Raw genomic sequence first — 25,528 nt, 5'->3', positions numbered from 1 at the left:
TAATAAGGGATAAAACTAAAAATTAAGAGAAGTTTTAAGTGAAGGAGATTTTTATGCTCAAGCTTCAAAAAAAATTAAAAAATGATTACGGATTAGTCTTCAATGATGAAGATTTATTAAAAACAGCTTTTACACACTCTTCATTTACAAATGAAGAACGGCTCCCAAAGATTGCAAACAATGAACGTTTGGAATTTTTGGGAGACGTTGCCCTATCTTTGGTTATTTCTGATTATCTTTATCGGACTTATCCTGAGAAATTAGAGGGAGAACTTTCCAAAATGCGCTCAAGCATTGTTCGGACAGAATCACTTGCTAATTTTTCACGCTCATGCGGTTTTGGTGAGTTCTTGCGATTAGGTCATGGTGAAGAAAAAATGGGCGGTCGTGACCGCGAAACAACACTAGAGAACCTTTTTGAGGCTTTTTTAGGTGCGCTTTTTATTGACCAAGGAATGGCTGAAGTTCGTAAATTTATCCAACATGTAGTCATTCCTCACGTTAAAAATGATGACTATGTTAAAGTGATTGACTATAAAACAGAACTTCAAGAAGTGTTACAAATTGGTGGAGAAACAACGATTAGCTACAAGATTCTGAAAGAAGAAGGGCCAGCTCATGACCGTTCCTTTGTGGCCGCGGTTTTTAACAATGGTAAAGAACTCGGACGAGGGCTTGGAAAATCTAAAAAAGTTGCAGAACAAAAAGCAGCAGAAAATGCAATAAAAGGGCAAAACCATGTATCTTAAAAAAATGGAAATTGTCGGCTTCAAATCTTTTGCCGATAAGACTAAAGTTGAATTTGATAAAGGGATAACCGCAGTTGTCGGTCCAAATGGTTCTGGGAAATCAAATATTGTTGAAGCATTGCGCTGGGTTTTGGGCGAGCAATCGGCTAAAGCACTTCGTGGTGGGAAAATGCCCGATGTTATTTTTGCTGGAACTGAAAAAAGACGTGCTCTTAATTATGCTGAGGTTATTGCTCATTTTGACAACTCTGATCATTACTTGCAAGGACAAGATGAGAATGAAGAAGTTGTTATTACCCGACGTTTATATCGAAATGGCGATTCCGAATTTTTGATGAATGGTCGTAAATGTCGTTTGCGTGATATTCATGATTTATTTACAGATACTGGGCTTGGTCGTGACTCTTTATCGATTATTTCCCAAGGACGAATTGAATCTGTTTTTAATTCTAAACCGGAAGAAAGACGTGCCATTTTTGAAGAAGCGGCAGGTGTTTTAAAATACAAAAATCGACGAAATGAAACTGAATCAAAATTAAATTCAACCCAAGATAATCTTGACCGTTTAGAAGATATCATTTTTGAATTAAATAGTCAGCTCGTGCCCTTACAATCGCAAAGAGATACTGCACTCCGTTTTCAAGAACTAGAAGCAGAACGTTCAGACTTGTCACTTTCTGTACTGGTTGGTCAGTTGGAATCTAAAAAAGCCAAATATGATCAAACAGAACTTGATTTGGCGCAAGTGGCACAGGAATTAGCGAGTTTATCAACTCGTAAAAAAGTTTACGATGAGCAAGTCAGTCAATTACGTACAGAACGCCAAAAAGTAGAAGCCGAGCAAGAAAAATTGCAAGCTGACCAACTTAATTTTTCTAATCTAAAATCAGATTTAACAAGAAAAATTGAATTATTTGATGTTCAAAAAGATTCATCAGAAAAATCAGCTGCGGAACGCGAAGAACGTTTAGAAAACTTAAAAAGTCGTTTAGAAATCACTCAACAAAATTTGGCAGAAGTTCAAAAAAAATCAGAACTTTTACTGACAGAAAAAAATGACTTAGATAAATTACTGACAGAGCTGTCAGCAGATTTAGCGACCTTATCTGAATCACCAGAAGTGGTCATGGAACGGTTACGTGATGAATTTGTTCAATTAGTTGAAGAAGAAGCCCAAATCTCAAATGAAATCGTTAGAAATAAAGCTGAAATTACAGATTTGAGCCGTAGGCAATCTGAACAGGATGAGTCTGTCAGAGAAAATTTGACTAAATTTGAAAAAATCAGTCAAGATTTATCTGAAGCACAGGAAAATTTAAATACTGTTAAAAAAGAAATCGAGACCCTTTTAGCGAAATTTGAAGAAGGAAATCAAGCAGAGAAAAAACAGGCAGAATTAGAACGTTTAGCCCAAAATAAAATGTATGATTATCTGCAAGAACTTAACCAACATAAGGCCCGTTTGACTTCCTTGCAAAATATCCGTGAGAGTCATAGTAATTTATTTGCTGGTGTCCGTGCCGTGATGCAAAATGCTTCGCAAATTGGTGGCGTGATTGGGGTTGTTTCTGATTTATTGACCTTCGACCCTAAATATACAACAGCCATTGATATTGCTCTAGGTGGCGGGAGCCAAAATGTAGTCACAGAAGACGAAAATGCTGCTAAAAGAGCAATTGCTTTTCTACGTGAAAAAAGATTAGGACGGGCGACTTTTCTACCGTTGACAACGATTAAAGGACGAGACTTTAATGGTTTAAATCGTATTCAAAATATGACAGGATTTGTTGATTTAGCAATCAATCTTGTAAGCTTTGAAAGTCGTTTGCATAAGGCGATGAGCTCACTTTTAGGAACAACGGTGATTGTTGATTCTGGAGAAAATGCAACTGCTATCGCTCGAGCAATGAATTATAATGTTCGGATTGTTACGCTTGACGGAACACAGATTAACCCTGGCGGTTCTTATGCAGGAGGAGCTGGGAAACGTAATTCAACAACTTTTACTTCTGTTGAAATAAGTAATTTAGAAAAACAAATTAAGTTATCAGAAGAGCAGTTAAAAATTTCAGAAAAAGAAGTTCAAAAAGCCCAAAGTGCTCGTCAAGAATTGCTAAAAGAAATTGAACTTTTGAAAACTCAAGGGGAAGAAAAACGTTTTGTTGAACAATCTTTGAATTTGAAAATTGAACAATTAACAGAACAAAAAGTTGCGCTAGAACAATTAACTAATCTGTCAGCAAATCAAGAAGCAACAGGTAATTTGCTTGAATTAACTAAAGAAAATGAACATAAAGTAGAAGTTCTTGCAAAAATTACAGAGCGAAAAGCTGAAATTGAAAAGCAACTTGAAGAAGTTAAAACGAATAGTCAAGCGCATAAAGCCTTGCAATCAGAGAAAACAAGTGCTTTAAATCAGGCTCAACTTCGTCAATCAGAAGTGGCCAGTGAATTGAAATTCACCAAAGCAGATGAAAAACGTTTACTGACAGACTTGTCAGCCTTGACAGAAGAAAAAAATCAACTGACAGCACTTTTAAACCCTGTCCAATTTGATGAAACAGAAAGAAATAATTTCTCAAAACAACTGACAGAAGTAGAAGAACGCTTGAGTCAAATTAATGTCCGAATGGTTAGTTTAAAATTTGAACGTGAAGATTTAGCAGCTCAAATGGAAGATTTAGAACATCACAATCAAGATTTTATCCAGCAAACACAAGAACTTAACACGAAAAAAACGCGTTATGAAATGCAATTGGAACAAATTGAAGGACAATTGATGACACTTCAAGAAACGTTGAATAGTGAACATCAAATCAGTTTTGAAGAGGCGCAAGCCACTGCAAAAATAGTGGATGATTTAGCGGAGGCTGAGCAAAAACTCAAAAATCTAGAACGTCAAATCAAGGCATTAGGACCAATTAACTTGGATGCCATTGCTCAATTTTATGAAGTCAATGAACGCTTTACTTTCCTTTCAAGTCAAAAAGATGATTTATTAGAAGCTAAAAATCTTTTATTGAGTACAATCGATGACATGAATGATGAAGTTAAAATTCGGTTTAAAACAAGTTTTGATGCGATTCGTGAAAGTTTCAAAACGACCTTTGCTCAAATGTTTGTTGGTGGGCTTGCTGATTTAGAATTAACAAGCGACAACCTTTTAGAAGCTGGGGTTGAAATTAAAGTACAACCGCCAGGTAAAAAATTATCAAGTTTAAATTTGATGAGTGGTGGAGAAAAAGCGCTGACAGCTTTAGCTTTAATTTTTGCAATCTTAAGAGTACGAACAGTACCTTTCGTGGTTCTTGATGAGGTTGAAGCGGCACTTGATGAAGCCAATGTTAAACGTTTTGGTGATTACATGAATCACTTTGATAATAGTAATCAATTTATTGTTGTAACACACCGTCGTGGAACTATGGCGGCAGCAGGTTCAATGTATGGCGTTACAATGGCTGATGCTGGGGTTTCTAAGATGATTTCGGTGAAACTTGATTCGGCTATTAATTGAAATTTAAGATAGTTTTAATCTATAAATGCTACACTATAAATTGATTTTTGAAGGACTGCCTAATTTATGGCTTGGTATATGATTTGCCTAAAAATAAGGAAAGTCGTATAATTTAAGCAACAAAAACATGAATTTAAAAAATTTCATTATTAAAAAAATAATGAAATTGGCGTTTTTCGTATTCATTAATAAGTTTTATATTAATGAATTGACTGCAGTTTTTCTTTAAATTAAGGAAGAATGAGTATATTTTCTGGGGATAATAAATTGAAAAAATTACTATCTGCTTTCAACACACGTGTTGGTTTGCTTAGTTTTATTGTATTTTTTGTATGGGTAAAATCGATGATTGCCTACTTTGGAGTTTTTAATCTTCGCGGAGTTGGTCCAGCAGAATTATTGCTGATGATTATTAACCCAATTGGTTTTACAGCTATTTGTTTTGCTGTTTTACTCTTTATTAGAAGAACTTCGCTTTTCTATTTAGCGACACTGGTCTTAACGATAGCTGCAAACTTTTTGCTCTATCTTAATATTCTCTATTATCGAGAATTCACCGATTTCATCACGATTGATACGATGACTGGTGGGGCCGGAATGTTCCAACATGGTTTTGATTTTGGCTCGGTGCCTGTTCATTTGATGGACTGGGTTTATTGGATTGACCTTGTAGTCATTATTGTTTTATTGATTGCTAAAAAAATGAAATTCGACCAACGACCGGTTGGTGCGAAAAGAGCATTTACTTATCTTTCAATCGGCTTGGCTTTGTTTGGTTTGAATTTCTGGTTTGGAGATTTTAATAAACACCAATTGATTTTGCGTAAGGCCCAATCAGATAAAACTTATATTGTTCGATATCTTGGCTTAGGCCCATGGATGTTAACAGACGGTTATTATACGAATTTAGCAAATACGCAACGCAAAGATGCCAGCAAAGAAAGCTTGCAAGAAATTCAAAAATACATTGCTTCAAATCGTTATTTAGCACCGAACTTGAAAATGTATGGAATTGCTAAAAACCGCAATGTTATTGAGATTCACTTGGAATCTTTCCAACAAGCATTGATTGATTTGAAAATTAAAGGAACAGACGGAAAAGAACATGTTGTTACGCCTTTCCTAAATTCAATCTATCATTCAAATTCGACTTACTCATTCAGTAATTTCTTCAATCAGGTTGGACAAGGAAAAACTTCTGATGCCGAAAATCTATTGGAAACATCAACATTTGGTTTACCAGCTGGCTCACTTTTTGCCAAATATGGTTCAACCCAAACTTTCCAAGCAATGCCGGCTATCTTGAATCAAACCGATGGTTATAGTTCAGCTGTGGTTCATGGGAACGTTGGTGCTTTCTATAATCGATTGAATACATACAAACAAATGGGTTATCAAAACTTCTTTGACCAAAGTTTCTTTGATAATTCCGCATCAAATATGAGTCCTTGGGGAATTAAAGATAAATTACTCTTCCGTGATTCTGTACCATTGCTTGAACAAATGCAACAACCTTTCTATGTTAAGTATTTGACAGTTACAAATCACTTAACATATACAATGGATGATGAAGACAAAGATCCGAACTTTGCAACTGTTGATTCAGGGAATAAATTAGTTGACGGTTACTTTGAAACGGCTCATTACTTAGACCAAGCAGTTCAACAATTTTATGATTATTTGAAGAAATCTGGCTTATACGATAAATCAATTATTGTGTTATATGGTGACCACTACGGAATTTCTGGTAGTGATAATAAGGCATTTGCGCCTTATGTTGGCTATAATGCTGATACTTTCAATAGTTACGATAGTACAATGTTACAAAGAACACCATTCATGGTAGATATTCCTGGACATACAAATGGTCATATTATCAATACTTATGTTGGTCAACTTGATGTTATGCCAACGCTTGAGCATTTACTTGGGATTGATACGAAAAAATATGTACAGTTTGGTCAAGATATGTTTGCTTCTGGTCGTCAAGATTTTGTTGCTCTAAGAAATGGTGGATTTGTTACTCCAACCATTACTCAACCAAGTTTGAATGGAAACTATTATGATACTCAAACGGGCTTGCAGATTGAAAAACTTAATGCTCAGCAAGAACAATATGTTAAAGAAACCAAGCAAAAAGTTTCTGATCTCTTAAAAGCATCTGATAAATTAAATAATCAAAATCTCCTCAGGTTCTATACGCCAGAAGGCTTTAAAGCTGTTGACCCTAAAGATTACAACTATACGGTCAAGGCAACCGAGAAGAGACTGAAGAAAGAAAATGAAGATTTAGCAGCTAGATCAAATAGTTTACTTAGTCAAAATCAAGGAAAATCAACTTTACCAGATTATTCGGTTGAAATTCCAGAAGTTGAAAAAGGACAAGATTCACCAAAGGTGAAAGATTAATAAAAATAAGATAAGTTACTGACAAAATGTTTCAAAATGAGTTAATCTAATTTTGAGGCTGGTCAGCACTTTATATTAAGAGAGGAACCAATGAAAACAGGATATTTTCTGCCAGTGTCACTTAATCATCGATTAGTTTTGCTCTGGGGCATCATCATTTTAAGCTTTGAGCGAACACTTTTTTATGAATTTAATAAAGAAGGCAACTGGTTTTTGACTATTTTGGCGATTGTTTCATATATTATCTTTATCACTTTGATTTGGCCACACCGTTTCTTCATTGCTGATGACGAGCTTCACTTTACAACTTTCCCCCGAGTGCGAATGAAAACAATTGAATTGAAATATATCACAGCCGTAAAAACAACTAAATTTGGTTTTGGATTTTCTTATGCTGGCAAACGTTATCAATTCTTCACTTTTGGAAAGTCTAAAGAAGCTTTAGCAACTTTGCATGATACGATAGAACATTCTGATAAAGTCAGTGATTTAAAAGCCTAATAAAAAAGACGGCAGTTTTGTCGTCTTTTGATTTGTCATAAAAAAATAGGACTAAAATTCATTGTTTTAGTCGATGAAAAAAGGAAAGTTATGAATATAAAATGGATATTCAAGAAAATGCTACTTCCCATAATCTTTGCTATTGTTGCATTTTTTCTTGTGAGTCATGACCAATTTTTGTACGAGGCGCCAGTTGGCAAAATTACGGTTGCCAAAACGGTAAGTAGTCACGAAGTGAGTGATGATTTTCAAAATAAAGACCGTCAAGTCACGCAAGAATTGTCAATAAAAGTCCTCAATGCAAAAGGAGCAGAGCCTGGCAATTTAAATTTAAAAAACACGACAACTCTCTCTCAAACAACAGGACAAATTTATCGTGTTGGTCAGCAAGTAATCTTAAAGAAAATATCGGGAAATTATCAAATTGTGACCTTAAAAAGGGATGCACTAATTGTTGGACTACTCGTTTTATTTATTGGTTTTGTCATTAGTTTTGAACGATTTAGGGCTTCAATTTTTCTTTTCTTATCTCTAGTCTTAAACCTTCTTTACTTTGTGATTGTCATCGCCCTTAACGTTGAATTTAATCCACCTGTCATTTTGCTATTTGGGATTCTGTCAGTAATTTTTGCAGCTTCCTCCCTTTTATTTGTCTTGGGACCCACAAAACAGATGCTCTATACTTTTATAACTACCGTATTAACCACTGCTTTAACTTTTTCAGTTGTTTTATTCGTTCTAAAAATGACAGGGAATTCGGGTATTCATTTTGAATATTTGGACTATGTCACCCAAAATCCATCAGAGTTTTTCTTTGTTGGGACAATGATTTCAGTTTTAGGGGCAATCATGGATGGTACAGGTGATATTGTTGCAGGGCTTTTTGGTATGGCTAGACAAAATAAATTGAACAAAATAAATATGGTCAGAAAAGATTACATTAAATCAGGAATTTCAATTGGGCAAGAGCTCATTGGAACTTTGACAAATGTTTTGTTCATGATTTTCATGGCGGAAACTTTGCCGATGACGCTTTTATTATTGAGAAATGGAAATTCTTGGTCTTATATTGCAACGGTTGGTCTTAATCTTGGGTTATTACAAACAATTATTTCGGCCATTGGAATCGTGTTAGCTGTGCCAATTACCGCTGTTTTCACAAGTTTTGCTTTGACTAGAAGTCATCAAGGAAAGGAGAGTTCTTTATGAATGCACTCTTGATCCTATTAATTTTACTGATTGTGTTGATGCTTATCGTTGCCAAAAAAGATGGCTTACGAAATTTAATTGGTTTGACCTTTAATTTTATTGCTATTTTTGTGTTAATTACTTTAATTTCTTGGGGATTTAATGCAATAGCAGTTCTGATAGTTCTGTCAGTAATTATTTTGGCAATAGCTATCTTTATGTCTGCTGATGAAAGTGAAGTCACGTTGATTGCTTTTAAAACGAGTATCATTGTTGTTTTATCTTTGCTCATTCTTGCTTTAATCATTCAACATTTTGGTCAATTTCAGGGATTTGCTACAGAAGATGTTGATGAATTGGAAAATCTGTCATTAAATGTGGGGCTTAATTTTTCAAATGTAGCCATTGTAGTCATGGTTATTTCCATGCTTGGAGCGGTAGCAGAATCAGCGATGGCTTTAGCAGCTAGCCTTTCGGAAGTTGTTGAGCAGGACGAAAACATGAGTCTTGACCAATTTAAAAATCAAAGAGAAATTATATCTCAACAAATTTTGGGAACGGCTGTCAATACCCTCTTTTTTGGAGTTTTGGGGGCAACTGTCGGTCTAATTCTCTGGTTTGTACGATTAAACTATCGCTTGGCGGATATTTTTAATTCAAAATTGCTGATGGCTGAAGTTGCCGCCATGCTTTTAGGAATGTTAGGGATTCTATTTGCAATTTGGCTTTCTGGTTATTTTGTTCAAAAATCTTTTGAGCAAAAAAATACTGACAGATAATTCTGTCAGTAAAAACAAAAAGACTTGATTAATTATCAAGTCTTTTTTATTAGTTTAAATTACTGACAGAATCATTCTTTTTTCGATAACTGATAAAGATGATGAAATAAAGAATTGCTGTGAAGACAGTCACACCGATTGGATTAGTAAATAAAATACCAATCAGAATGAGAAAGAGAGCAATAAGTGCTAAGAGACTCATTGTTCTACCGGATAATGATTTTGTTTTAAGAGAGAGACCAAAACCAGCGAGACTAATTAAAATCCAAACGGCTAAAACAGTGTAAGAAAGGGAACCAGCCAAGTAATTAAACAAACGATCACCGACAAAATAAGAAAGAACAACACCGATATAAAGTGTACCTGAACAGAAAATAACTGCTCTTTGAGGAACGTGATGTTTATTTAAATGAGCCATTCTTTGAGCCATTTTACCTTGACGATTTTTTAAACGGAAATACAAAAGGCGAGATGAAGCATAGATTCCAGAATTAATTGATGAGAAGAGGGCAAGAATGATAATCAAGTTGACAATATCGCCAGCAAAAGGAATATGCATTTTATTAAAGACCATAACAAAAGGGCTCATTGAAGAAGTAGCCAACGTTTGCCAATTATAAATTACAAGAAGTAAGAACATCGGAATAATATAAAATGAAATAATTCGACCGATTACACCGCGGATGGCTTTAGGAATGGCTCTTTTAGGATCTTCTGTTTCACTAACTGTAATAGCAATTAATTCAGAACCACCATACGAATAGATAACAATTAATAAAGAATTAATGACCCCTTTAAAGCCATGAGGAGCAAAGCCACCATGAGCGGTCATTCCAGAGAAAGTAGTCACTAGATTAGTATCAAAAATTTGTTTTGCCACAAGAAAAACACCAAAAATAATCAACAAAATAACAACACTAATTTTAATAAATGCCAACCAGTATTCTGTCTCAGCAAAAAGAGCAACTGAGAATAAGTTAATAAGGGAAGTTAAAAGGGCAATAATCAAGACAAAAACCCAAGTGGGAACATTAGCAAACCAGAGCTGCAAAAAACTTGCAGCAGCAACAGCCTCAGCAATGATATTAATCATCCACATTGACCAATAAACCCAGTCCGTAAAATCAGCCGTATGATTACCCAGATAAGGCTGAACAAGTCCGGACAAGCCGTGTGGATCTTTTGAACTTAGAACAAGCTTTTCTAAACTCTTCATTACAAAATAAAGAACGATTCCTCCGATAAAATAAGCGATTAAGACAGAGGGACCAGCGGCAGCAATGGCTGATGAGCTTCCTTTGAAAAGACCAGCACCAATTGCTCCACCAAGAGCAATCATAGTAATATGGCGTGCGGCCATTTTTTTCTTTAAGGATTGATTAGTTTCCAACGATAATTCCTAGCTTTCTAAATCAATAAGCAGAGACGTCTCTCTTTTATTGACTAATAAATTGATAATAAAACATTAAAAAAAGACGTCCTGAGGACGTCTCTTCGTCCTCGTTAATGACAAACGTCAAAGAGGACTCACACATTTAGCTTAAATTAGCTAGTGTGAGCCCTCCTTCAACAACAAGTTAAGAGAAGCTTGTAAATAAGTCATTTATTGGACCTCGTTTTTTTAATTATTCTAAGTGTAATCAAAAGATTTAGATTTGTCAAACATTTTTATGAATAATCTAAAAATATTAGTAAATGTTTAATTCTCAATCTGACTTTAGTGAGCATTATTGAACCTGACTGATACAGTGTGCTATAATTAAACAATGAATAAAGAAATTAAACTCATTGCCCTAGATTTGGATGGAACCTTACTCAACTCTTCAAAAGAAATTTCAAAAGAAAATCGTCTGGCTATTAATGCAGCAAGACAAAAAGGGGTCCATGTTGTTTTAACAACGGGGCGTCCTTTGATTGCAATTCAACCCTTTCTCAAAACGTTAGAAATGCTTGATTTTGAAGATTTTTCAATTACCTTTAATGGTGGTCTGGTCCAAAGAAATACGGGTCAAATCTTATCTAAAAAAAGTTTTTCACATGATGAAATTTTAGAAATTAAAGAATTGACTTCAAATCTTGGCATTCCTTGCGATGTTTTGAGTGAAGAAAAAGTTTATATGACGAAAAGTAAAATTGACTCGCAATATGACACTTTAAATAAGCTTTTAACTTTTATCAAAGTTGATTTTGATCAAGTTCCACTTGATGTGGTTTATAATAAGATTGTTTCTTGTACAGAAAAAGAATTGTTGGACGCTAGTCTTGATAAAATTCCTGAATCTTATTTTGACCAATTTGAGATTTTTAAAACTCAAGCGAAGCTTTTAGAATTTATGCCAAAAGGAATTAATAAAGCTTATGGTTTGACACAATTGATTAATCAGTTAAACTTAAAACCAGAAAATGTAATGGCCATGGGAGATGAAGCAAACGATTTATCAATGATTTCTTGGGCAGGATATGGTGTTGCTATGGCAAATGCTGTCCCAGCAGTTAAAGAAGAAGCAAGAATTATTTCTGATTTAACTAATGACCAACACGCTGTTGCTCATATTATTGAAAAATATGTACTCTAAGGACTAATAATGAAAGATGAAGTTCAACTAAAAAAGTATTTGCCGAGTTTAATTTTTGCGATTATTTTACCAGTTATTGCCTATTTGTTTTTAAAAATGCTTGGGAATTCAGACACTTTAGCTTTAGGAATTGCAACAGCCTTTCCAGTTGTTCATATGCTCTGGTCTTTAATTAGAAAAAAAGAGTTAAATCCTGTTTCTTTAGTGGCAATTATTGGTTTTTTAATTTCACTCTTAGCTGTTTATCTGACGCATGGAAATAATCTTGCTTTCAAGCTCTGGCACCCGATTTTAACGGCTGCTATTGGAACGATTTTTTTACTGTCAGTCCTTCTAAATCGACCGCTTTTAGAGCTTGCTAGCGAGGGTGAAAATCACAGAAAAATGTTAATAATGACTCTTTTTATGGGCTTGGTTTTTATTTTTCATGCTTTGTCAGTCATTTTATTAGCCTTTTTTGTAGAGACCACGGCTTTCGTTTTGCTTTCAAAGGTAATCGATTTTTCAGCCGTTGGAGTCCTTGTTTTAGGGCTTGCATTTTTAAGAAAAAAATTAAATTAAAATCTTTCATTATATGAATGAACTTTATCATCAAAATGTGATATTTTATTAAGGAGAAAAAATGGGACTTTTTGACCGACTCTTCGGAAAGAAGAAACAAGAGGACACTAATCATGATGTGCCTGTCAGTGAAAATCACTCTAGTGAAATCACTGAAGCAGTCAAGAATGAAAAAGAAAATGAAACTGCTAAACGGCCTGAAGTAACTGAAGAGCCAGCAAAAGTAGAAAAAGTTACTGACGAGTCTGTCAGTAAAATGATCGATGTTGAGCCAGAAATTACGGATGAACCTGTCAGTGAAAATGAACCTATTATTTCTGAAAAGGTTGAAGTAGAAGTTACTGACGAAAAAATTGTTAAACCAGAAAATGATGAAAAATTAGAAAAAATTACTGACGAAAAAGTAATCTCTGAAACTACAGAAGTGACTGAGAAAAAAGTTACTGACGAAGATGAGGAAGAAGAGATTGTCATTGATATTGATGCTCTGGCTAATATTTTCACTCAATCACGTGAGGAAACTGAGAAAAAATATGAACAGTCATTAACTTTAACTCGTAAGACTTTTTCTGACGGCTTTAATGAACTTTTTGCCAACTTCCGGACAGTTGATGAAGAATTCTTTGAAGAACTTGAAGAAACTTTAATTATGTCAGATGTCGGTGTGGATTTGGCAATGGAAGTGACTGAAGAATTGCGCAAGGAAGCAAAATTAGTTAATGCTAAATCAACAGATGACTTGCGTCAATTGATTATTGAAAAAATTGTTGATAAGTTTGACGGTGAAAAATTACCGACAAAATTGGATATCCAAACGGATGGATTAAGTGTTTTCCTTTTTGTTGGGGTAAATGGTGTTGGTAAAACAACGACCATTGGTAAATTAGCTGCTCGTTATAAAAATGAAGGCAAAAAAGTACTCTTAGCAGCTGCGGATACTTTCCGGGCAGGTGCTATTGACCAATTAGTTGAATGGGGAAATCGTTCAGGCGTTGAAGTAGTCACAAAACCAGCTGGTTCAGATCCAGCGGCAGTCGTTTTTGACGCTCTCGCAAAAGCTAAAGCTGAAAATTATGATATTTTACTTGTGGATACTGCAGGACGTTTGCAAAATAAAGATAATTTGATGAAAGAGCTGGAAAAAATTGGTAAAGTGATTAAACGAGAAATTCCAGATGCTCCGCATGAAACGATTTTGGCACTTGATGCAACAACAGGCCAAAATGCCATTCAACAAGCCAAAGAATTTTCAGCAGTTACTCCAATTACAGGAATTGCTCTGACTAAACTTGACGGTTCGGCCAAAGGTGGGATTGTCTTGTCAATCGTTCAAAGTCTTAAAATTCCAGTTAAATTGATTGGTTTAGGTGAAAAGCTTAATGATTTACAAGATTTTGATGAAGAATTTTTCGTCAGAGGGCTTTTCAAAGAGCTTTTATAAAATATAAAATAAGAAGTAAAAAAAGTTTTGTTCAGTTTAGGCAATGCTTTTTTACTTGTCAACGGTTCCATTAAAATAAAGCCGATGAGCGTTTGAAAAAATTGAGAATTTAATGTAAAATAGAATTACATAAAATAGAACTGCTATGTTCTGTAGGAATTAAAGAAAGGCTCTTCATGTCGTATTCAAATTTGAAGTTGTTTTCGCTCTCTTCTAACCACGAATTAGCCCAAAAAGTGGCTAAAGAAATTGGAATTGAGCTTGGAAAAGTAAGTGTTGGTGCACATTCGGATGGCGAAACTGTCGTTCATATTGACGAATCAGTTCGTGGTGATCATGTGTTTATCCTTCAATCAACAAGTGACCCTGTCAATGATAACTTGATGGAACTCTTGATTATGATGGATGCATTGCGTCGTGCCTCTGCTGCATCAATTAACATTGTCTTACCTTACTATGGTTATGCTCGTCAAGACCGTAAAGCTCGTGCTCGTGAACCAATCACATCAAAACTCGTAGCAAACATGCTTCAAATTGCTGGTGCCGACCGTTTAATTACTTTCGACCTTCACGCACCACAAATTCAAGGATTCTTCAACATTCCAGTTGACCACCTTATGGGTTCACCATTGATTGCTGAATATTTCCGTCGTCAATTGGTTTCTGCTGGTGATGATATCGTTGTCGTTTCGCCTGACCATGGTGGAGTAGGACGTGCGCGCAAGTTAGCAAACTTCTTGAAAGCACCACTTGCTATCATTGATAAACGTCGTCCTCGTGCCAATGTGGCAGAAATTATGAATATCATCGGTGATGTTCAAGGGAAAAAATGTATCTTGATTGATGACATGATTGATACGGCTGGAACAATTACTTTAGCGGCCAATGCCCTTAAAGAACTTGGTGCAACAGAAGTCTACGCTTCATGTACTCATGCCGTACTTTCAGGACCAGCTATCGAGAGAATTAATAATTCAGCAATTACTAAACTCGTTGTTTTGGATACTATTGAAATGCCAGAAGAACGTCAAAGTGAAAAAATTGTTCAACTTTCAATTGCTCACTTGCTTGCTGATGCGATTATTCGTATTCACGAACGCCGTCCATTGTCACCACTCTTTGAATTACATCTTCCTTCAGAACAAATCTAAACTAGTAATTGTTGGAATTCAAAGTGGATTTAGGATAAGACTTCAAGCGACCAGAGGTCGCTTTTTTAAAAAATGGAACTAGAAAAAATTAGAAAACTTTACGAGAAAGTTGACCCCAGTCAACTGACAGAGCGAGAAAAGTTACTGACAGAATTGATTTTTACTGACAGAAAATTGAAGACTGATAAACTTCCTAATGGCCGCTATCGTATTTTACAATTTTCAGGAAATAATTTTGAAGAATTGGAAAATACTTTAAAGCTACTTTTACCTGATTTTGTAAAAAGCATTGGGGAAGAAAAAATTGTGATAGAAGCATTTTCAACTGATAGTCCCACAAACTCAGAACTTTTTGATATTTTTCAAACGCTTTCGCAAGATATGGGTGAAGAGGTGACGGCTTATGTTGGCCGTTTTGTCGAGAAAAATAAACTCTCTGAAGCATACTCTGAAGAATACAAAATTTTTGAAAGTCAGCAAACTTTTAGTGAATACATTTTATCAGAAAGTCTAAATCTATCAGAAAATAGAATTTTACAAGAAATCCGTAAAGATTTATTAGAAAATCCTGAAGACCAAAAACTAGTTGAAGCAATGTATAAAGCAAGTAGCAATCAAACGAAAGCAGCAAAAATACTTTATGTTCATCGAAATACGCTGATTAATAAAATCAAAAAATATGAGCAAAAATATGGCTTACAGCTTTCGGGAAGTGACCTAACTCTCGCTTATAATTTATTATAAAAGACAATTTACATTAGCAATATTATGAGAAAGGAACTGAGTTTAATAAAATTGAACTCAAATCTTTAATATGGAATACAATCATCAAGAAATAGAAGCCAAATGGCAAAAATACTGGGCGGATAACAAAACTTTCCGTACAGGAACAGATAAAAATAAACCAAAATTTTATGCTCTAGACATGTTCCCTTATCCATCTGGTGCAGGACTTCACGTTGGACACCCCGAAGGTTATACTGCAACTGATATTTTGAGCCGTTACAAACGCGCTCAAGGGTTCAATGTTCTTCATCCAATGGGCTGGGATGCCTTTGGTTTACCTGCTGAACAATATGCAATGGATACAGGAAATGACCCAGCAGAATTTACAGCTGAAAATATTGCTAACTTTAAACGTCAAATCAATAGCTTAGGTTTTAGTTATGACTGGGAACGTGAAGTTAATACAACTGACCCAAATTTTTATAAATGGACACAGTGGATTTTTACTAAACTTTATGAAAAAGGGTTAGCTTATGAAGCAGAAGTAGCTGTTAACTGGGTTGAAGAACTTGGAACGGCTATTGCCAATGAAGAAGTGCTTCCAGACGGAACTTCTGAACGCGGGGGTTATCCTGTTGTTCGTAAACCAATGCGCCAATGGATGCTTAAAATTACAGCTTATGCGGAACGTTTACTTGAAGACCTTGAAGAAGTCGATTGGCCTGAATCAATCAAAGAAATGCAGCGGAATTGGATTGGGAAATCAGTAGGAGCAGATGTGACTTTTGAAGTTGCAGGAACCGACAAATCATTTGAAGTCTTTACGACTCGTCCTGATACCCTTTTTGGGGCAACTTATGCTGTGCTTGCACCTGAACATGATTTAGTTGATGCTATTACGACACCTGAGCAAAAAGAAGCTGTTGCTGAATACCGTCGCAAAGCGAGCTTGAAATCTGATTTAGCCCGTACAGACCTTTCTAAAGAAAAAACTGGAGCATTTACCGGAGCTTACGCGATTAACCCAATTAATGGCCGTAAAATGCCAATTTGGGTTGCAGATTATGTTCTTGCTTCTTATGGACATGGTGCTGTTATGGCAGTTCCTGCTCACGACGAACGTGACTGGGAATTTGCTAAGGTCTATGGACTTGAAATTTTGCCTGTTGTTGAAGGTGGAAATGTAGAAGAAGCTGTTTATACAGAAGATGGCCCTCATATTAATTCAGAATTTTTGAATGGACTTGACAAGGCACAAGCGATTGAAAAAGCCATTGAATTTTTAGAAGAAAAGAAAATTGGGAAAAAGAAAATCACTTACCGCTTGCGTGACTGGCTCTTTAGTCGTCAACGTTATTGGGGTGAACCAATTCCAATTATTCATTGGGAAGATGGCACATCAACAGCGCTCTCAGAAGATGAACTTCCTCTTGTTTTACCAGTAACCTCTGATATCAAACCGTCAGGAACTGGTGAGTCTCCTTTGGCTAACTTGACAGATTGGTTGGAAGTCACACGCGCAGATGGCCTAAAAGGTCGCCGTGAAACTAATACAATGCCACAATGGGCAGGTTCAAGTTGGTATTACCTTCGCTATATTGACCCAAATAATAGCGAAGCTTTGGCAGACCCAGAACTTCTCAAAGAATGGTTGCCAGTTGATATCTATGTGGGAGGGGCTGAACATGCTGTTCTTCACTTACTTTACGCTCGTTTCTGGCATAAAGTGCTTTATGATTTAGGAGTTGTTCCAACTAAAGAACCTTTCCAAAAACTCTTTAACCAAGGAATGATTCTCGGAACCTCTTATCGTGATCATCGTGGGGCCTTAGTTGCAACTGATAAGGTTGAAAAACGTGATAGTGGCTTTTACCATATGGAAACAGGTGAAGCCCTTGAACAAGCTCCAGCTAAAATGTCTAAATCTCTTAAAAATGTTGTTAATCCTGATGATGTTGTTGAACATTATGGAGCTGATACTTTACGTGTTTATGAAATGTTCATGGGTCCACTTGATGCAAGTATTCCATGGTCAGAAGAAGGCCTTGAAGGGGCTCGTAAATTCCTAGACCGAGCTGTTCGAATGATTGAAAATTCAGAGATTAAAGCTGAAAATAATGGAGAGTTGGACAAAGTTTACAATGAAACAGTGAAAAATGTTACTGAGCGTTTGGACTTGATGTACTTTAACACTGCAATTTCCCAATTAATGATTTTTGTTAATGCAGTTAATAAAGCAAAAGCTTTACCGTTAGAATACGCTAATGGCTTTGTCCAACTTTTGGCGCCATTTGCACCACATATTGCTGAAGAACTTTGGGTAAAATTAGGTAATGAAGCTGGAATTTCTTATGTTGCTTGGCCAACATTTGACGAAAGCAAATTAATTGAATCAGAAGTTGAAATTGTTGTTCAAATTAATGGTAAATTAAAAGCAAAAATTAAAATTGCTAAAGATTTAGCGCGTGAAGAACTTGAAAAAATTGGTCGTGAATCAGTTGCTGAGGCTCTTGAAGGTAAAAACGTGGTCAAAGTAATTGCTGTTCCAAATAAATTAGTTAATATTGTTGTAAAATAAAGATGACAATCTGAACATTTATCAGTTAAATCTTATAATAATTAGCTGTCAGTAAAAAAAATGAGAGCTAAAGAAAAAAAAGTAAAATAAGCTGGTTGACAATTTGTCGACTAGCTTATTTTATTTTGGAAGTCACAGAAGAGTTTAGAGTTGACCCTCAAAATTCTGTCAGTAATTTATTTATTAAATAAAAATCGCTACTGATGAGTTCGCTCAGGATAACAAATAAATAATCAACAACATAAGAAAGGTTGGGTCAGTAAAAATGATTGATTTCTTGCCCGAACAAGTTCGAACGCTCAATGAACTAGAAACTGCGACATTTAATTTTATCTTATCTAATTTATCAAGTATTGATAAAATGTCAGTCAGACAGCTTGCACAAGCTGTCCATGTTTCCACAGCAACAGTTATGCGCATGACCAGAAAACTTGGTTTTGAGGGCTGGGTAGAACTAAAATATTATCTTAAAAACCAAAATCAACTGACAGAAATTCCAGTGAATTACTATGAAAATTTATTACAACTCGACCTATTTTTACGAAAAATAACCTCTAAGGAAGCGGGAAGAAAATTAGAAGAAGCTGTCAAATTAATTCGAGAAGCTCGTTATATTATTTTTATTGGAGTAGGTTCTTCAGGAGCTTTAGCTGAATATGGTGCCCGCTATTTTACAAATATTGGCTTAGAATCTTATGCCATTTCTGATCCTTATCAGGCCGTTAAGGGCAAAGGTGCACCAGACGTTTTAAGCATTGTCTTATCCGCTTCGGGTGAAACAGATAAGATTATTGAACGAGTTGTCAAGCTAAGAGAGGAAGCGCCAGCAAAGATTATTTCAATTACAAATCATCCAGAAACGACCTTATCCAAACTTTCAAATATAAATTTAACTTATGGATTCCAAACGGAATATTCCGCCTATGACCCACTTGAAAATTTGACTTCTCAGCTCCCAGTCATTGCTTTTATTGAAATACTAGCTCATCAGGCAATGGAAAAAGCTGATAAATGTAACTAATCCTGTAACAGGTAACAAAGATAGAAAAGCCCCTTGCAAAAAAAATTGTAAGGGGTATTATTATATTGTAAGCGGTTTAATTAAAAGAGTACAGTATTCAAAGTATCTGAACTGTCTTAACAAATTGAGTTCGACCTTCTTGAAATAAGTGAAAATGCGATTCGCCTTGCAACTTTGCCTTTTTATCACTTGCTTTAGCAAGTAGAGAAAACGGACAGCGTAGCTGATGAAATCAGCAAAGATAGTCGCTTAGAGCGAATGGATTGTGTAGCAGCTTGCTGCGTAGATAGATAAAATACGTTGAGCATTCCAGCTAAGTGTTAAAGCACTTGTTGGTGGGGCAAAACGCCAGCACAAAAGACAATTTTCCTCATTTCAGAACCGTCGGGCTCACATCTTAAAGGAGGTTTATTTATGAACGGCTTCATAAATAATAAAGTCTTACCGCCAATTATGAAATTCGTGAATACACGAGCGATGACTGCTTTGAAAAATGGAATGCTTTTTGCCATGCCATTTATCATTGTTGGGTCAATTTTCTTAATTCTGGCGAATATTCCAATTCCACCTGTGGCAAAATGGTTATCAGACAATGGCTGGTCAGCAATTTTTACCCAAGCATTTAACGTATCATTCGGTATTTTAGCGATTTGGGCAGCAGTCGGTATTGGCTATTCTTATGTCAAAGAAGCTGGATTTGGTGATGTTGCTTTACAAGGAGGATTAACTTCTCTCTCTGCATTTTTCATTGTTCAATCTCTAAGTATTGCAAATCCAATCACAGCGGCACTAGCTACTGGGAAAGAAGCCTCAGGCATTGGGAATCTCACAGGAACACAAGCAACGGCTGCTTTTGAAAAGCTTCCTCATGCCATGCAAGTCTTTATAAATAATCCAGTGACAGGAGTGCTCAATTTAACTTGGAACGGTGGTCAAGGGATGATTGCGGCCATTATTATTGGTATTCTATCAGGCTGGGCTTATTCAGCAATGATGAAAGCAGGCTGGAAGATTACACTTCCTGAACAAGTCCCATCAAATGTTGCTAATCAATTCACTTCAATGATTCCAACAGGAGTAATTGTCGTCGCTGCTACGGTTGTCTATGCTTTATTTGATAAAATTGGTCATACCGATGCAGTAACCTTTATTTATCATTGGTTATCTGTCCCTCTACAAGGTTTAGGCGGCTCATTTGGTGGAATTATTATTATCTCACTCTTAGTTCCATTCTTCTGGTTCTTTGGGGTTCATGGTGGAATTATTATGGGAGCAATTACCTCTGCCTTTCTGATTCCAAATACCTTTGCCAATGCATCCCTTTATCAATCTCACAAATTGAGTTTAGCTAATGGTGCTCATATTGTGACCAATGAATTCTATAATAACTTTATTAATCTTTCGGGGTCAGGAATTACTTTTGGATTAATTATCTTTACGATTTTCTTTGCTCGTTCAGAACAGATGAAGTCAATTGGTAAAGTAGAGTTAGTCCCAGGTTTATTTAATATCAATGAACCTTTCTTATTTGGATTGCCACTTGTTTTAAATCCAGTTCTTGCTCTGCCATTCTTTCTTGTTCCAGTAGTCGTTTCGGCTACGGTTTACGGAGCGATTTATTTTCACATTGTTCCGCCAATGAATGGTGTTGCCGCTCCTTGGACCACTCCACCAATTATTTCTGGCTTTTTAATCGGAGGCTGGCAATATGCAGTGCTGCAAGTTATTGCGCTTTTAGAATCAATTTTGATTTATCTTCCATTTGCTAAAAAATATGACAAAATGTTGTTAGAACAAGAAGCAAATGCTGAAGTTGAAGAAGTTATTGCTTAGTAATTGAATAAGGAGATTAGAAACTCCGGAGAAACTTTTTCTTCGGGATTTCTTTTTATAAAATTAAAGATAAAAGGGGACAAAATGGAAAATAAAATGCCAAAAGATTTTTTCTGGGGGAATTCAACTTCGTCAATGCAAACCGAAGGCGGCTGGAATGAAGGAGGAAAAGGACCCTCTGTCTATGATGTGAATACCGCTGGACGTTCTGCCAAAGATTGGCAAGTAACAAATGATAATTATCATCATTATTCCCAAGATCTAGATCTTATGAAAGAAATGAATATGAATATGTATCGTTTCCAAATTTCTTGGTCACGAATTGTTCCTGACGGCGATGGTGAATTTAATGAGGAAGGAATTGCCTTTTATAATCGTCTGATTGATGATTTGCTTGCTCGTGGAATTGAGCCTATGATATGTCTCTATCATTTCGATATGCCATTAAATCTGGCTGAAAAGTACAATGGTTTTTTGAGCCGAAAAGTGAAAGAAGCATTTGTAAGATTTGGGCAAGAAATGATGAAAAGATTTGCTGACAAAGTCAAATATTGGATTGTTTTTAATGAGCATAATCTTTATTTTGCTGACGGTTTTGAGCATTATTCGGGAGTTTTGAAAAAAGAGCTGACACTCTCTGATATGTATACTGTTTTTCATCACACCATGCTTGCTCATTGTGAATTGACCCAATTTTTGCATGAAAATTTTGAAGCAAAAATAGGAGGAATGTTGGCGACTACGGAAATATATCCCGCAACTTTTTCACCAAAAGATAATCTATATCTTAGAAAATTTGATGAATTTTATAATCGAAATCTCTGTGATGTTTATGCTTTTGGTCATTATTCGCATGAGGTTATGACCTATGTTAAAAATCAGAACATCCAAATGGATTTTCAAAAAGGAGATGAAGAAATTTTAAAAAATGGAATTTCTGACTTTATTTCTTTTTCTTATTATCGCTCAATTTTACTTGATGCAAGTCAGCTGACAGAAAATGATGCACCAAATTCTTATTTGACTAAAGGAATGGAATTAAATCCGTTGCTTGAACATAATCAATGGGATTGGTCCATTGACCCAGAAGGCTTTAGAAGAATTCTAAGTAGATTATATAATGAATTTGGATTGCCTGTTTTTCCTATTGAAAATGGCATTGGTCAGTCAGAAATCTGGGATGGGAAAACAAAAATTGCTGATGACTTGAGAATTTCTTATCATCAGAAACATCTTGAAGCCATGAAAAAGGCAATATTTACTGACGGGGTAGAAGTTATGGGTTATCTTGGTTGGGGATTGATTGATATTCCTGCTTCATCTGGTGCTATTGATAAACGTTACGGTGCTGTTTATGTGGATCCAAAAAGTCATAAACGTATTCCAAAAAAATCATTTCATTGGTTTAAAAATGTATTTGCTTCAAATGGTGATCATTTGGATTAGAATAATAAGTGATAAAGATGAAATAATGATAGAAAACTTATGATTTACTCATATCTCTTAATTAAACTGATAGCTAGGCTGTCAGTTTTTAAATTCATCATTAAAAAATTTTACTGACAGAATTTTTTTACTTATTGTCAGTATTTTTATCTGGCTGAAGAATAATCAGTTACTAGAAATCATAATTGGTCAGTGCTGACAGAATTTTTGTTACAATGAAAACATTGGAAAAAGCTTGAGAGGAAACAAAAATGTCTTTTTTTACAACAAATGATTTAGTAAAAATAAATTTTCATGATTATGGCAATCAGTTAAATCAACCTCTGATTCTAATTGGTGGCTATTCGTCCAGTGAAGTTACATGGTTTGCCCAAATAGAAACATTTGTAAATGCTGGTTATCGGGTGATTACTTATGATCATCGCTCACATGGAGATTCACAACAAGTTGATTATGGCTTGACTTTACACCGTTTGGCAATGGACCTAAAAGAATTAATTGACTATTTACAATTAAAAAATGTTGTCTTAATTGGCCATTCGATGGGTGCGGCAACAATTATGGCTTATGAAGAATTATTTACTGACGAAAATGTATCAGCAATAATTACAGAAGATCAGGCCCCAACTTTCTTCAAATCGGCAGATTGGCTCAATGGTCAATATGGGAAAACACTGACAGAGCTGTCAGTATTTATTGATGATTTTCCAAAAACTCGTTTGACACAAAAAAAGTTGTCAGATAGTGTAAAACGAACACTGGGACATGGAATGAAACCTTTTGATTTCAAACGCTATCGTCCTTTACTGCAAAATGTTATTTTGCAAGATTGGCGTCCTGAGCTTGGGCAAGAAAAAAAACCACATTTATTTTTTGCCGGCGAGAAATCTCCGATTTTTCCAGCAATTCATGCTCAAGCAGCGCGTGAATTACAAAACAATCCAAATTCAGAAGTTCAAATTTTTGAAGGATGTGGGCATATCTTACATTTGGAAGAAATTGAGAAATTCAACCAAGCAGTCATTGTTTTTCTCAACAAAATAAAAAAAGACTGATGTGGTCAGTCTTTTTTGCTGACCGTCAGTAAAATTTAAACTAGTAAGAAAGGCAGTATTATAGTCTTAAAAGTATTAAATAAATTTTATTTTCATATCATTTTTTTCTCATAATAAAACTTGATAAAATAGAATTAAGAAATGGAAAGGAGCTAAACCATGAAAAATAATAACATGGAGCTTGCCCAAGATTCAAAAACTGATGATCAGCAAAAACCAAAGCATTTTAAAATTGAAACAACCGTAATGAAATTAGTAGTAGATAGCTATCTCCATGGCGCTCAAACCTGTGAAGTTCAAAAAGGAAAAATTTTAGGCGTCAGTATTCATCAAGGAGCATGTGATAGTATTCACCTTTTTATTAACGACGACCATAAAGTCACAGTAGAAATTAGTCAAGGCATTAGCCGAATTTCACTGATGCAAAAGAAAAATATTGAAGATATTGATTATATACTTCCTTTCATGAAATGTTTAGGTGTATCTGAGGGGCAAGTCTTAAAAAATTATTCAATTATTTAAAAAAGCCGTATACTGCGGTTTTTTATTTTAAAAATTACAGAAAGTAAATTTATAAACAGAAAAATATATATTTATTTCGATAAGAGGTATAATATTTTTTGGAATTATTATTAGTAGGAGGCCAAGAGAAATGGCTAAGAAAAAAATCGTTATTGTAGGTGCTGGATTTGCTGGAGTTTCAGCCACACGCTTACTTGCAAAAAATTTGAAAAATGATGCAGAAATTACAGTTATAGATAAACATGATTTTCAAACTTCAATGACCCAACTTCATGAAGTTGCAGCGAGTCGTGTTGAGGCAGATGCTGTTCAATATCATTTGAATCGAACAATTGGAAAATTTAATAACGTTAAAGTGGTAAAAGAGTCACTTGTTGAACTTGATAAAGCTAACAAAAAAGTGATTACAGATAAAAATAGCTATGACTATGATTATTTAGTCGTTTCAATGGGTGGAGAACCCAATGATTTTGGTGTACCAGGTGTTAACGAATATGGCTTCACACTTTGGTCACTTGAAGATGCTTTGAAAATAAAAGCACATTTGAAAGAAATGGTTCAAGCAGCAGCTAAAGAAGCTGATTCAGAAAAACGCAAAAAATTGTTAACCTTTAGCGTGGCTGGTTCAGGATTCACTGGAATTGAAATGGCCGGAGAATTGATTGATTGGCGTAAAAAAGCATCTAAAAAATACGGCATTCCAGAATCTGAATTTACAATCAATATTGTTGAAATGATGCCAACAATTATGAATATTTTAGACCGTAGTTTAGCAGATAAAGCACTCGTTTACCTTCAAAATAAAAACATCAATGTCCTTGTAAATCATGGAATTACAGCTGTAGCACAAGATCATATCACTGTTAATGTTGGTGGGCGTGACGAGGAAAAAGTTGTTAAAGAAATTCCAGGAAATACCTTAATTTGGACAACAGGGGTACAAGGAAATACAGAAGCAGAAGCTTGTCAACTTTCCGAAACAGAACGTGGTCATCGTCTTCAAGCAAATGAATACATGGAAGCGATTGGCGAAGAAAATCATGGCATCTATGTTGCAGGAGATGTATCAGGTTATATTGTTCCCGAAAATGGTCGCCCAACTCCTCAAATTGTAGAAGCAGCAGAACAAACAGGGAGCACGGCCGCTAAAAATATCATTGCAGATATTAAAGGTGGCGAAAAAACCAAATTTGTTGGAAATTATCGTGGAACACTGGTTTCTATTGGTTCAGGCTATGCGGTTGGGACAGTTGGAAAAACAAAATTAAGTGGTTTTTCTGCAACATTCATGAAACACATGGTTTATCTTGTTTATACCTTTGAAATTCGTTCTGGTCATTATTTCTTCAAATATATCAATGACCAACTTTTCCACAAAGGGGCAATTTAAGTTAAAATAAAATATAAATATAAAACTTTTCCATAAAAAAATTTGGAAAAGTTTTTCTTGTGTAACAGTTTACAAATTGCTCTAAAAA

18 protein-coding genes and 1 pseudogene are annotated in these 25,528 nt (G+C 35.3%); 18 read left to right on the top strand and 1 reads right to left on the bottom strand.

Annotated features, from left to right (window positions below):
* Window positions 1-53: 53 nt before the first annotated feature.
* The 6 genes from rnc to PYW37_RS08680 all read left to right on the top strand — a co-directional run bounded on the left by rnc (window position 54) and on the right by PYW37_RS08680 (window position 9,140).
* Window positions 54-749, top strand: a complete 696-nt coding sequence (gene rnc / locus PYW37_RS08705) for a ribonuclease III (RefSeq protein WP_023188840.1) — start codon at window positions 54-56, stop codon at window positions 747-749.
* Window positions 739-4,263, top strand: a complete 3,525-nt coding sequence (smc, locus tag PYW37_RS08700; protein WP_025016727.1) for a chromosome segregation protein SMC — start codon at window positions 739-741, stop codon at window positions 4,261-4,263. Before rnc ends, smc begins: the two co-directional genes overlap by 11 nt.
* 240 nt (window positions 4,264-4,503) lie before the next feature.
* Window positions 4,504-6,672, top strand: coding sequence for an LTA synthase family protein (locus PYW37_RS08695; protein ID WP_025016726.1), 2,169 nt, complete (start codon window positions 4,504-4,506; stop codon window positions 6,670-6,672).
* A gap of 90 nt (window positions 6,673-6,762) precedes the next feature.
* Window positions 6,763-7,173, top strand: a complete 411-nt coding sequence (locus PYW37_RS08690; protein WP_003132556.1) for an EbsA family protein — start codon at window positions 6,763-6,765, stop codon at window positions 7,171-7,173.
* A 90-nt stretch (window positions 7,174-7,263) separates the two neighbouring features.
* The gene (locus PYW37_RS08685; RefSeq protein ID WP_023188837.1) at window positions 7,264-8,382 is read left to right on the top strand and encodes a YibE/F family protein; all 1,119 of its coding nucleotides are present in this window, start codon (window positions 7,264-7,266) and stop codon (window positions 8,380-8,382) included.
* Window positions 8,379-9,140, top strand: a complete 762-nt coding sequence (locus tag PYW37_RS08680) for a YibE/F family protein (protein ID WP_003132559.1) — start codon at window positions 8,379-8,381, stop codon at window positions 9,138-9,140. Before PYW37_RS08685 ends, PYW37_RS08680 begins: the two co-directional genes overlap by 4 nt.
* A gap of 49 nt (window positions 9,141-9,189) precedes the next feature.
* Here the strand turns inward: PYW37_RS08680 and PYW37_RS08675 are convergent, their stop codons facing one another.
* On the bottom strand, window positions 9,190-10,530 hold the full coding sequence (locus PYW37_RS08675; RefSeq protein ID WP_003132560.1) for an amino acid permease: 1,341 nt from the start codon (window positions 10,528-10,530) through the stop codon (window positions 9,190-9,192).
* A 376-nt stretch (window positions 10,531-10,906) separates the two neighbouring features.
* On the opposite strand from PYW37_RS08675, the gene PYW37_RS08670 reads away from it, so the two are divergent.
* From PYW37_RS08670 to PYW37_RS08615, 12 genes and pseudogenes are all read left to right on the top strand, one after another.
* Window positions 10,907-11,716: a Cof-type HAD-IIB family hydrolase gene (locus PYW37_RS08670; RefSeq protein ID WP_011835534.1), complete on the top strand. Its 810-nt coding sequence runs from the start codon at window positions 10,907-10,909 to the stop codon at window positions 11,714-11,716.
* 9 nt (window positions 11,717-11,725) lie between these two features.
* Complete coding sequence (locus tag PYW37_RS08665; protein WP_003132565.1) at window positions 11,726-12,277, top strand: DUF3159 domain-containing protein; 552 nt, start codon at window positions 11,726-11,728, stop codon at window positions 12,275-12,277.
* Between the two features lie 61 nt (window positions 12,278-12,338).
* Window positions 12,339-13,718, top strand: coding sequence for a signal recognition particle-docking protein FtsY (ftsY, locus tag PYW37_RS08660; protein ID WP_023188836.1), 1,380 nt, complete (start codon window positions 12,339-12,341; stop codon window positions 13,716-13,718).
* A 176-nt stretch (window positions 13,719-13,894) separates the two neighbouring features.
* Window positions 13,895-14,869: a ribose-phosphate diphosphokinase gene (locus tag PYW37_RS08655; RefSeq protein WP_011835531.1), complete on the top strand. Its 975-nt coding sequence runs from the start codon at window positions 13,895-13,897 to the stop codon at window positions 14,867-14,869.
* 72 nt (window positions 14,870-14,941) lie between these two features.
* Window positions 14,942-15,613, top strand: a complete 672-nt coding sequence (locus tag PYW37_RS08650; protein WP_023188835.1) for a helix-turn-helix domain-containing protein — start codon at window positions 14,942-14,944, stop codon at window positions 15,611-15,613.
* A gap of 70 nt (window positions 15,614-15,683) precedes the next feature.
* Window positions 15,684-18,173 carry a leucine--tRNA ligase gene (leuS, locus tag PYW37_RS08645; protein ID WP_023188834.1) on the top strand — a complete coding sequence of 830 codons (2,490 nt, stop codon included), beginning with the start codon at window positions 15,684-15,686 and terminating at the stop codon, window positions 18,171-18,173.
* A 265-nt stretch (window positions 18,174-18,438) separates the two neighbouring features.
* Window positions 18,439-19,194 carry a MurR/RpiR family transcriptional regulator gene (locus tag PYW37_RS08640; RefSeq protein ID WP_003132572.1) on the top strand — a complete coding sequence of 252 codons (756 nt, stop codon included), beginning with the start codon at window positions 18,439-18,441 and terminating at the stop codon, window positions 19,192-19,194.
* A 414-nt stretch (window positions 19,195-19,608) separates the two neighbouring features.
* A complete protein-coding gene (locus PYW37_RS08635; RefSeq protein WP_044009630.1) occupies window positions 19,609-21,027 on the top strand; it encodes a PTS sugar transporter subunit IIC in 1,419 nt (472 codons plus the stop codon).
* Between the two features lie 84 nt (window positions 21,028-21,111).
* Window positions 21,112-22,473 carry a glycoside hydrolase family 1 protein gene (locus PYW37_RS08630; RefSeq protein ID WP_023188832.1) on the top strand — a complete coding sequence of 454 codons (1,362 nt, stop codon included), beginning with the start codon at window positions 21,112-21,114 and terminating at the stop codon, window positions 22,471-22,473.
* Window positions 22,474-22,724: 251 nt separating this feature from the next.
* A complete protein-coding gene (locus PYW37_RS08625) occupies window positions 22,725-23,528 on the top strand; it encodes an alpha/beta fold hydrolase (RefSeq protein ID WP_017864342.1) in 804 nt (267 codons plus the stop codon).
* A gap of 159 nt (window positions 23,529-23,687) precedes the next feature.
* Window positions 23,688-24,050, top strand: coding sequence for a hypothetical protein (locus PYW37_RS08620; protein WP_023188831.1), 363 nt, complete (start codon window positions 23,688-23,690; stop codon window positions 24,048-24,050).
* Between the two features lie 130 nt (window positions 24,051-24,180).
* A pseudogene (locus tag PYW37_RS08615) lies at window positions 24,181-25,422 on the top strand (NAD(P)/FAD-dependent oxidoreductase); the annotation flags it as partial.
* Window positions 25,423-25,528 lie beyond the last annotated feature (106 nt).

The sequence above is a fragment of the Lactococcus lactis genome (assembly GCF_029023865.1).
GTDB classification, from domain to species: domain Bacteria; phylum Bacillota; class Bacilli; order Lactobacillales; family Streptococcaceae; genus Lactococcus; species Lactococcus lactis.
The sequence above is the reverse complement of the archived record's forward strand: the minus strand, read 5'-3'. Positions and strand labels throughout refer to the sequence as shown.

Coding starts and splice junctions, on each gene's coding strand:
- PYW37_RS08670 (WP_011835534.1), top strand. CDS start 10,907: ATGAATAAAGAAATTAAACTCATTGCCCTAGATTTGGATGGAACCTTA.
- PYW37_RS08635 (WP_044009630.1), top strand. CDS start 19,609: ATGAACGGCTTCATAAATAATAAAGTCTTACCGCCAATTATGAAATTC.
- PYW37_RS08695 (WP_025016726.1), top strand. CDS start 4,504: ATGAGTATATTTTCTGGGGATAATAAATTGAAAAAATTACTATCTGCT.
- PYW37_RS08630 (WP_023188832.1), top strand. CDS start 21,112: ATGGAAAATAAAATGCCAAAAGATTTTTTCTGGGGGAATTCAACTTCG.
- PYW37_RS08650 (WP_023188835.1), top strand. CDS start 14,942: ATGGAACTAGAAAAAATTAGAAAACTTTACGAGAAAGTTGACCCCAGT.
- PYW37_RS08665 (WP_003132565.1), top strand. CDS start 11,726: ATGAAAGATGAAGTTCAACTAAAAAAGTATTTGCCGAGTTTAATTTTT.
- PYW37_RS08685 (WP_023188837.1), top strand. CDS start 7,264: ATGAATATAAAATGGATATTCAAGAAAATGCTACTTCCCATAATCTTT.
- PYW37_RS08680 (WP_003132559.1), top strand. CDS start 8,379: ATGAATGCACTCTTGATCCTATTAATTTTACTGATTGTGTTGATGCTT.
- rnc (WP_023188840.1), top strand. CDS start 54: ATGCTCAAGCTTCAAAAAAAATTAAAAAATGATTACGGATTAGTCTTC.
- PYW37_RS08640 (WP_003132572.1), top strand. CDS start 18,439: ATGATTGATTTCTTGCCCGAACAAGTTCGAACGCTCAATGAACTAGAA.
- PYW37_RS08620 (WP_023188831.1), top strand. CDS start 23,688: ATGAAAAATAATAACATGGAGCTTGCCCAAGATTCAAAAACTGATGAT.
- PYW37_RS08690 (WP_003132556.1), top strand. CDS start 6,763: ATGAAAACAGGATATTTTCTGCCAGTGTCACTTAATCATCGATTAGTT.
- PYW37_RS08655 (WP_011835531.1), top strand. CDS start 13,895: ATGTCGTATTCAAATTTGAAGTTGTTTTCGCTCTCTTCTAACCACGAA.
- leuS (WP_023188834.1), top strand. CDS start 15,684: ATGGAATACAATCATCAAGAAATAGAAGCCAAATGGCAAAAATACTGG.
- ftsY (WP_023188836.1), top strand. CDS start 12,339: ATGGGACTTTTTGACCGACTCTTCGGAAAGAAGAAACAAGAGGACACT.
- smc (WP_025016727.1), top strand. CDS start 739: ATGTATCTTAAAAAAATGGAAATTGTCGGCTTCAAATCTTTTGCCGAT.
- PYW37_RS08625 (WP_017864342.1), top strand. CDS start 22,725: ATGTCTTTTTTTACAACAAATGATTTAGTAAAAATAAATTTTCATGAT.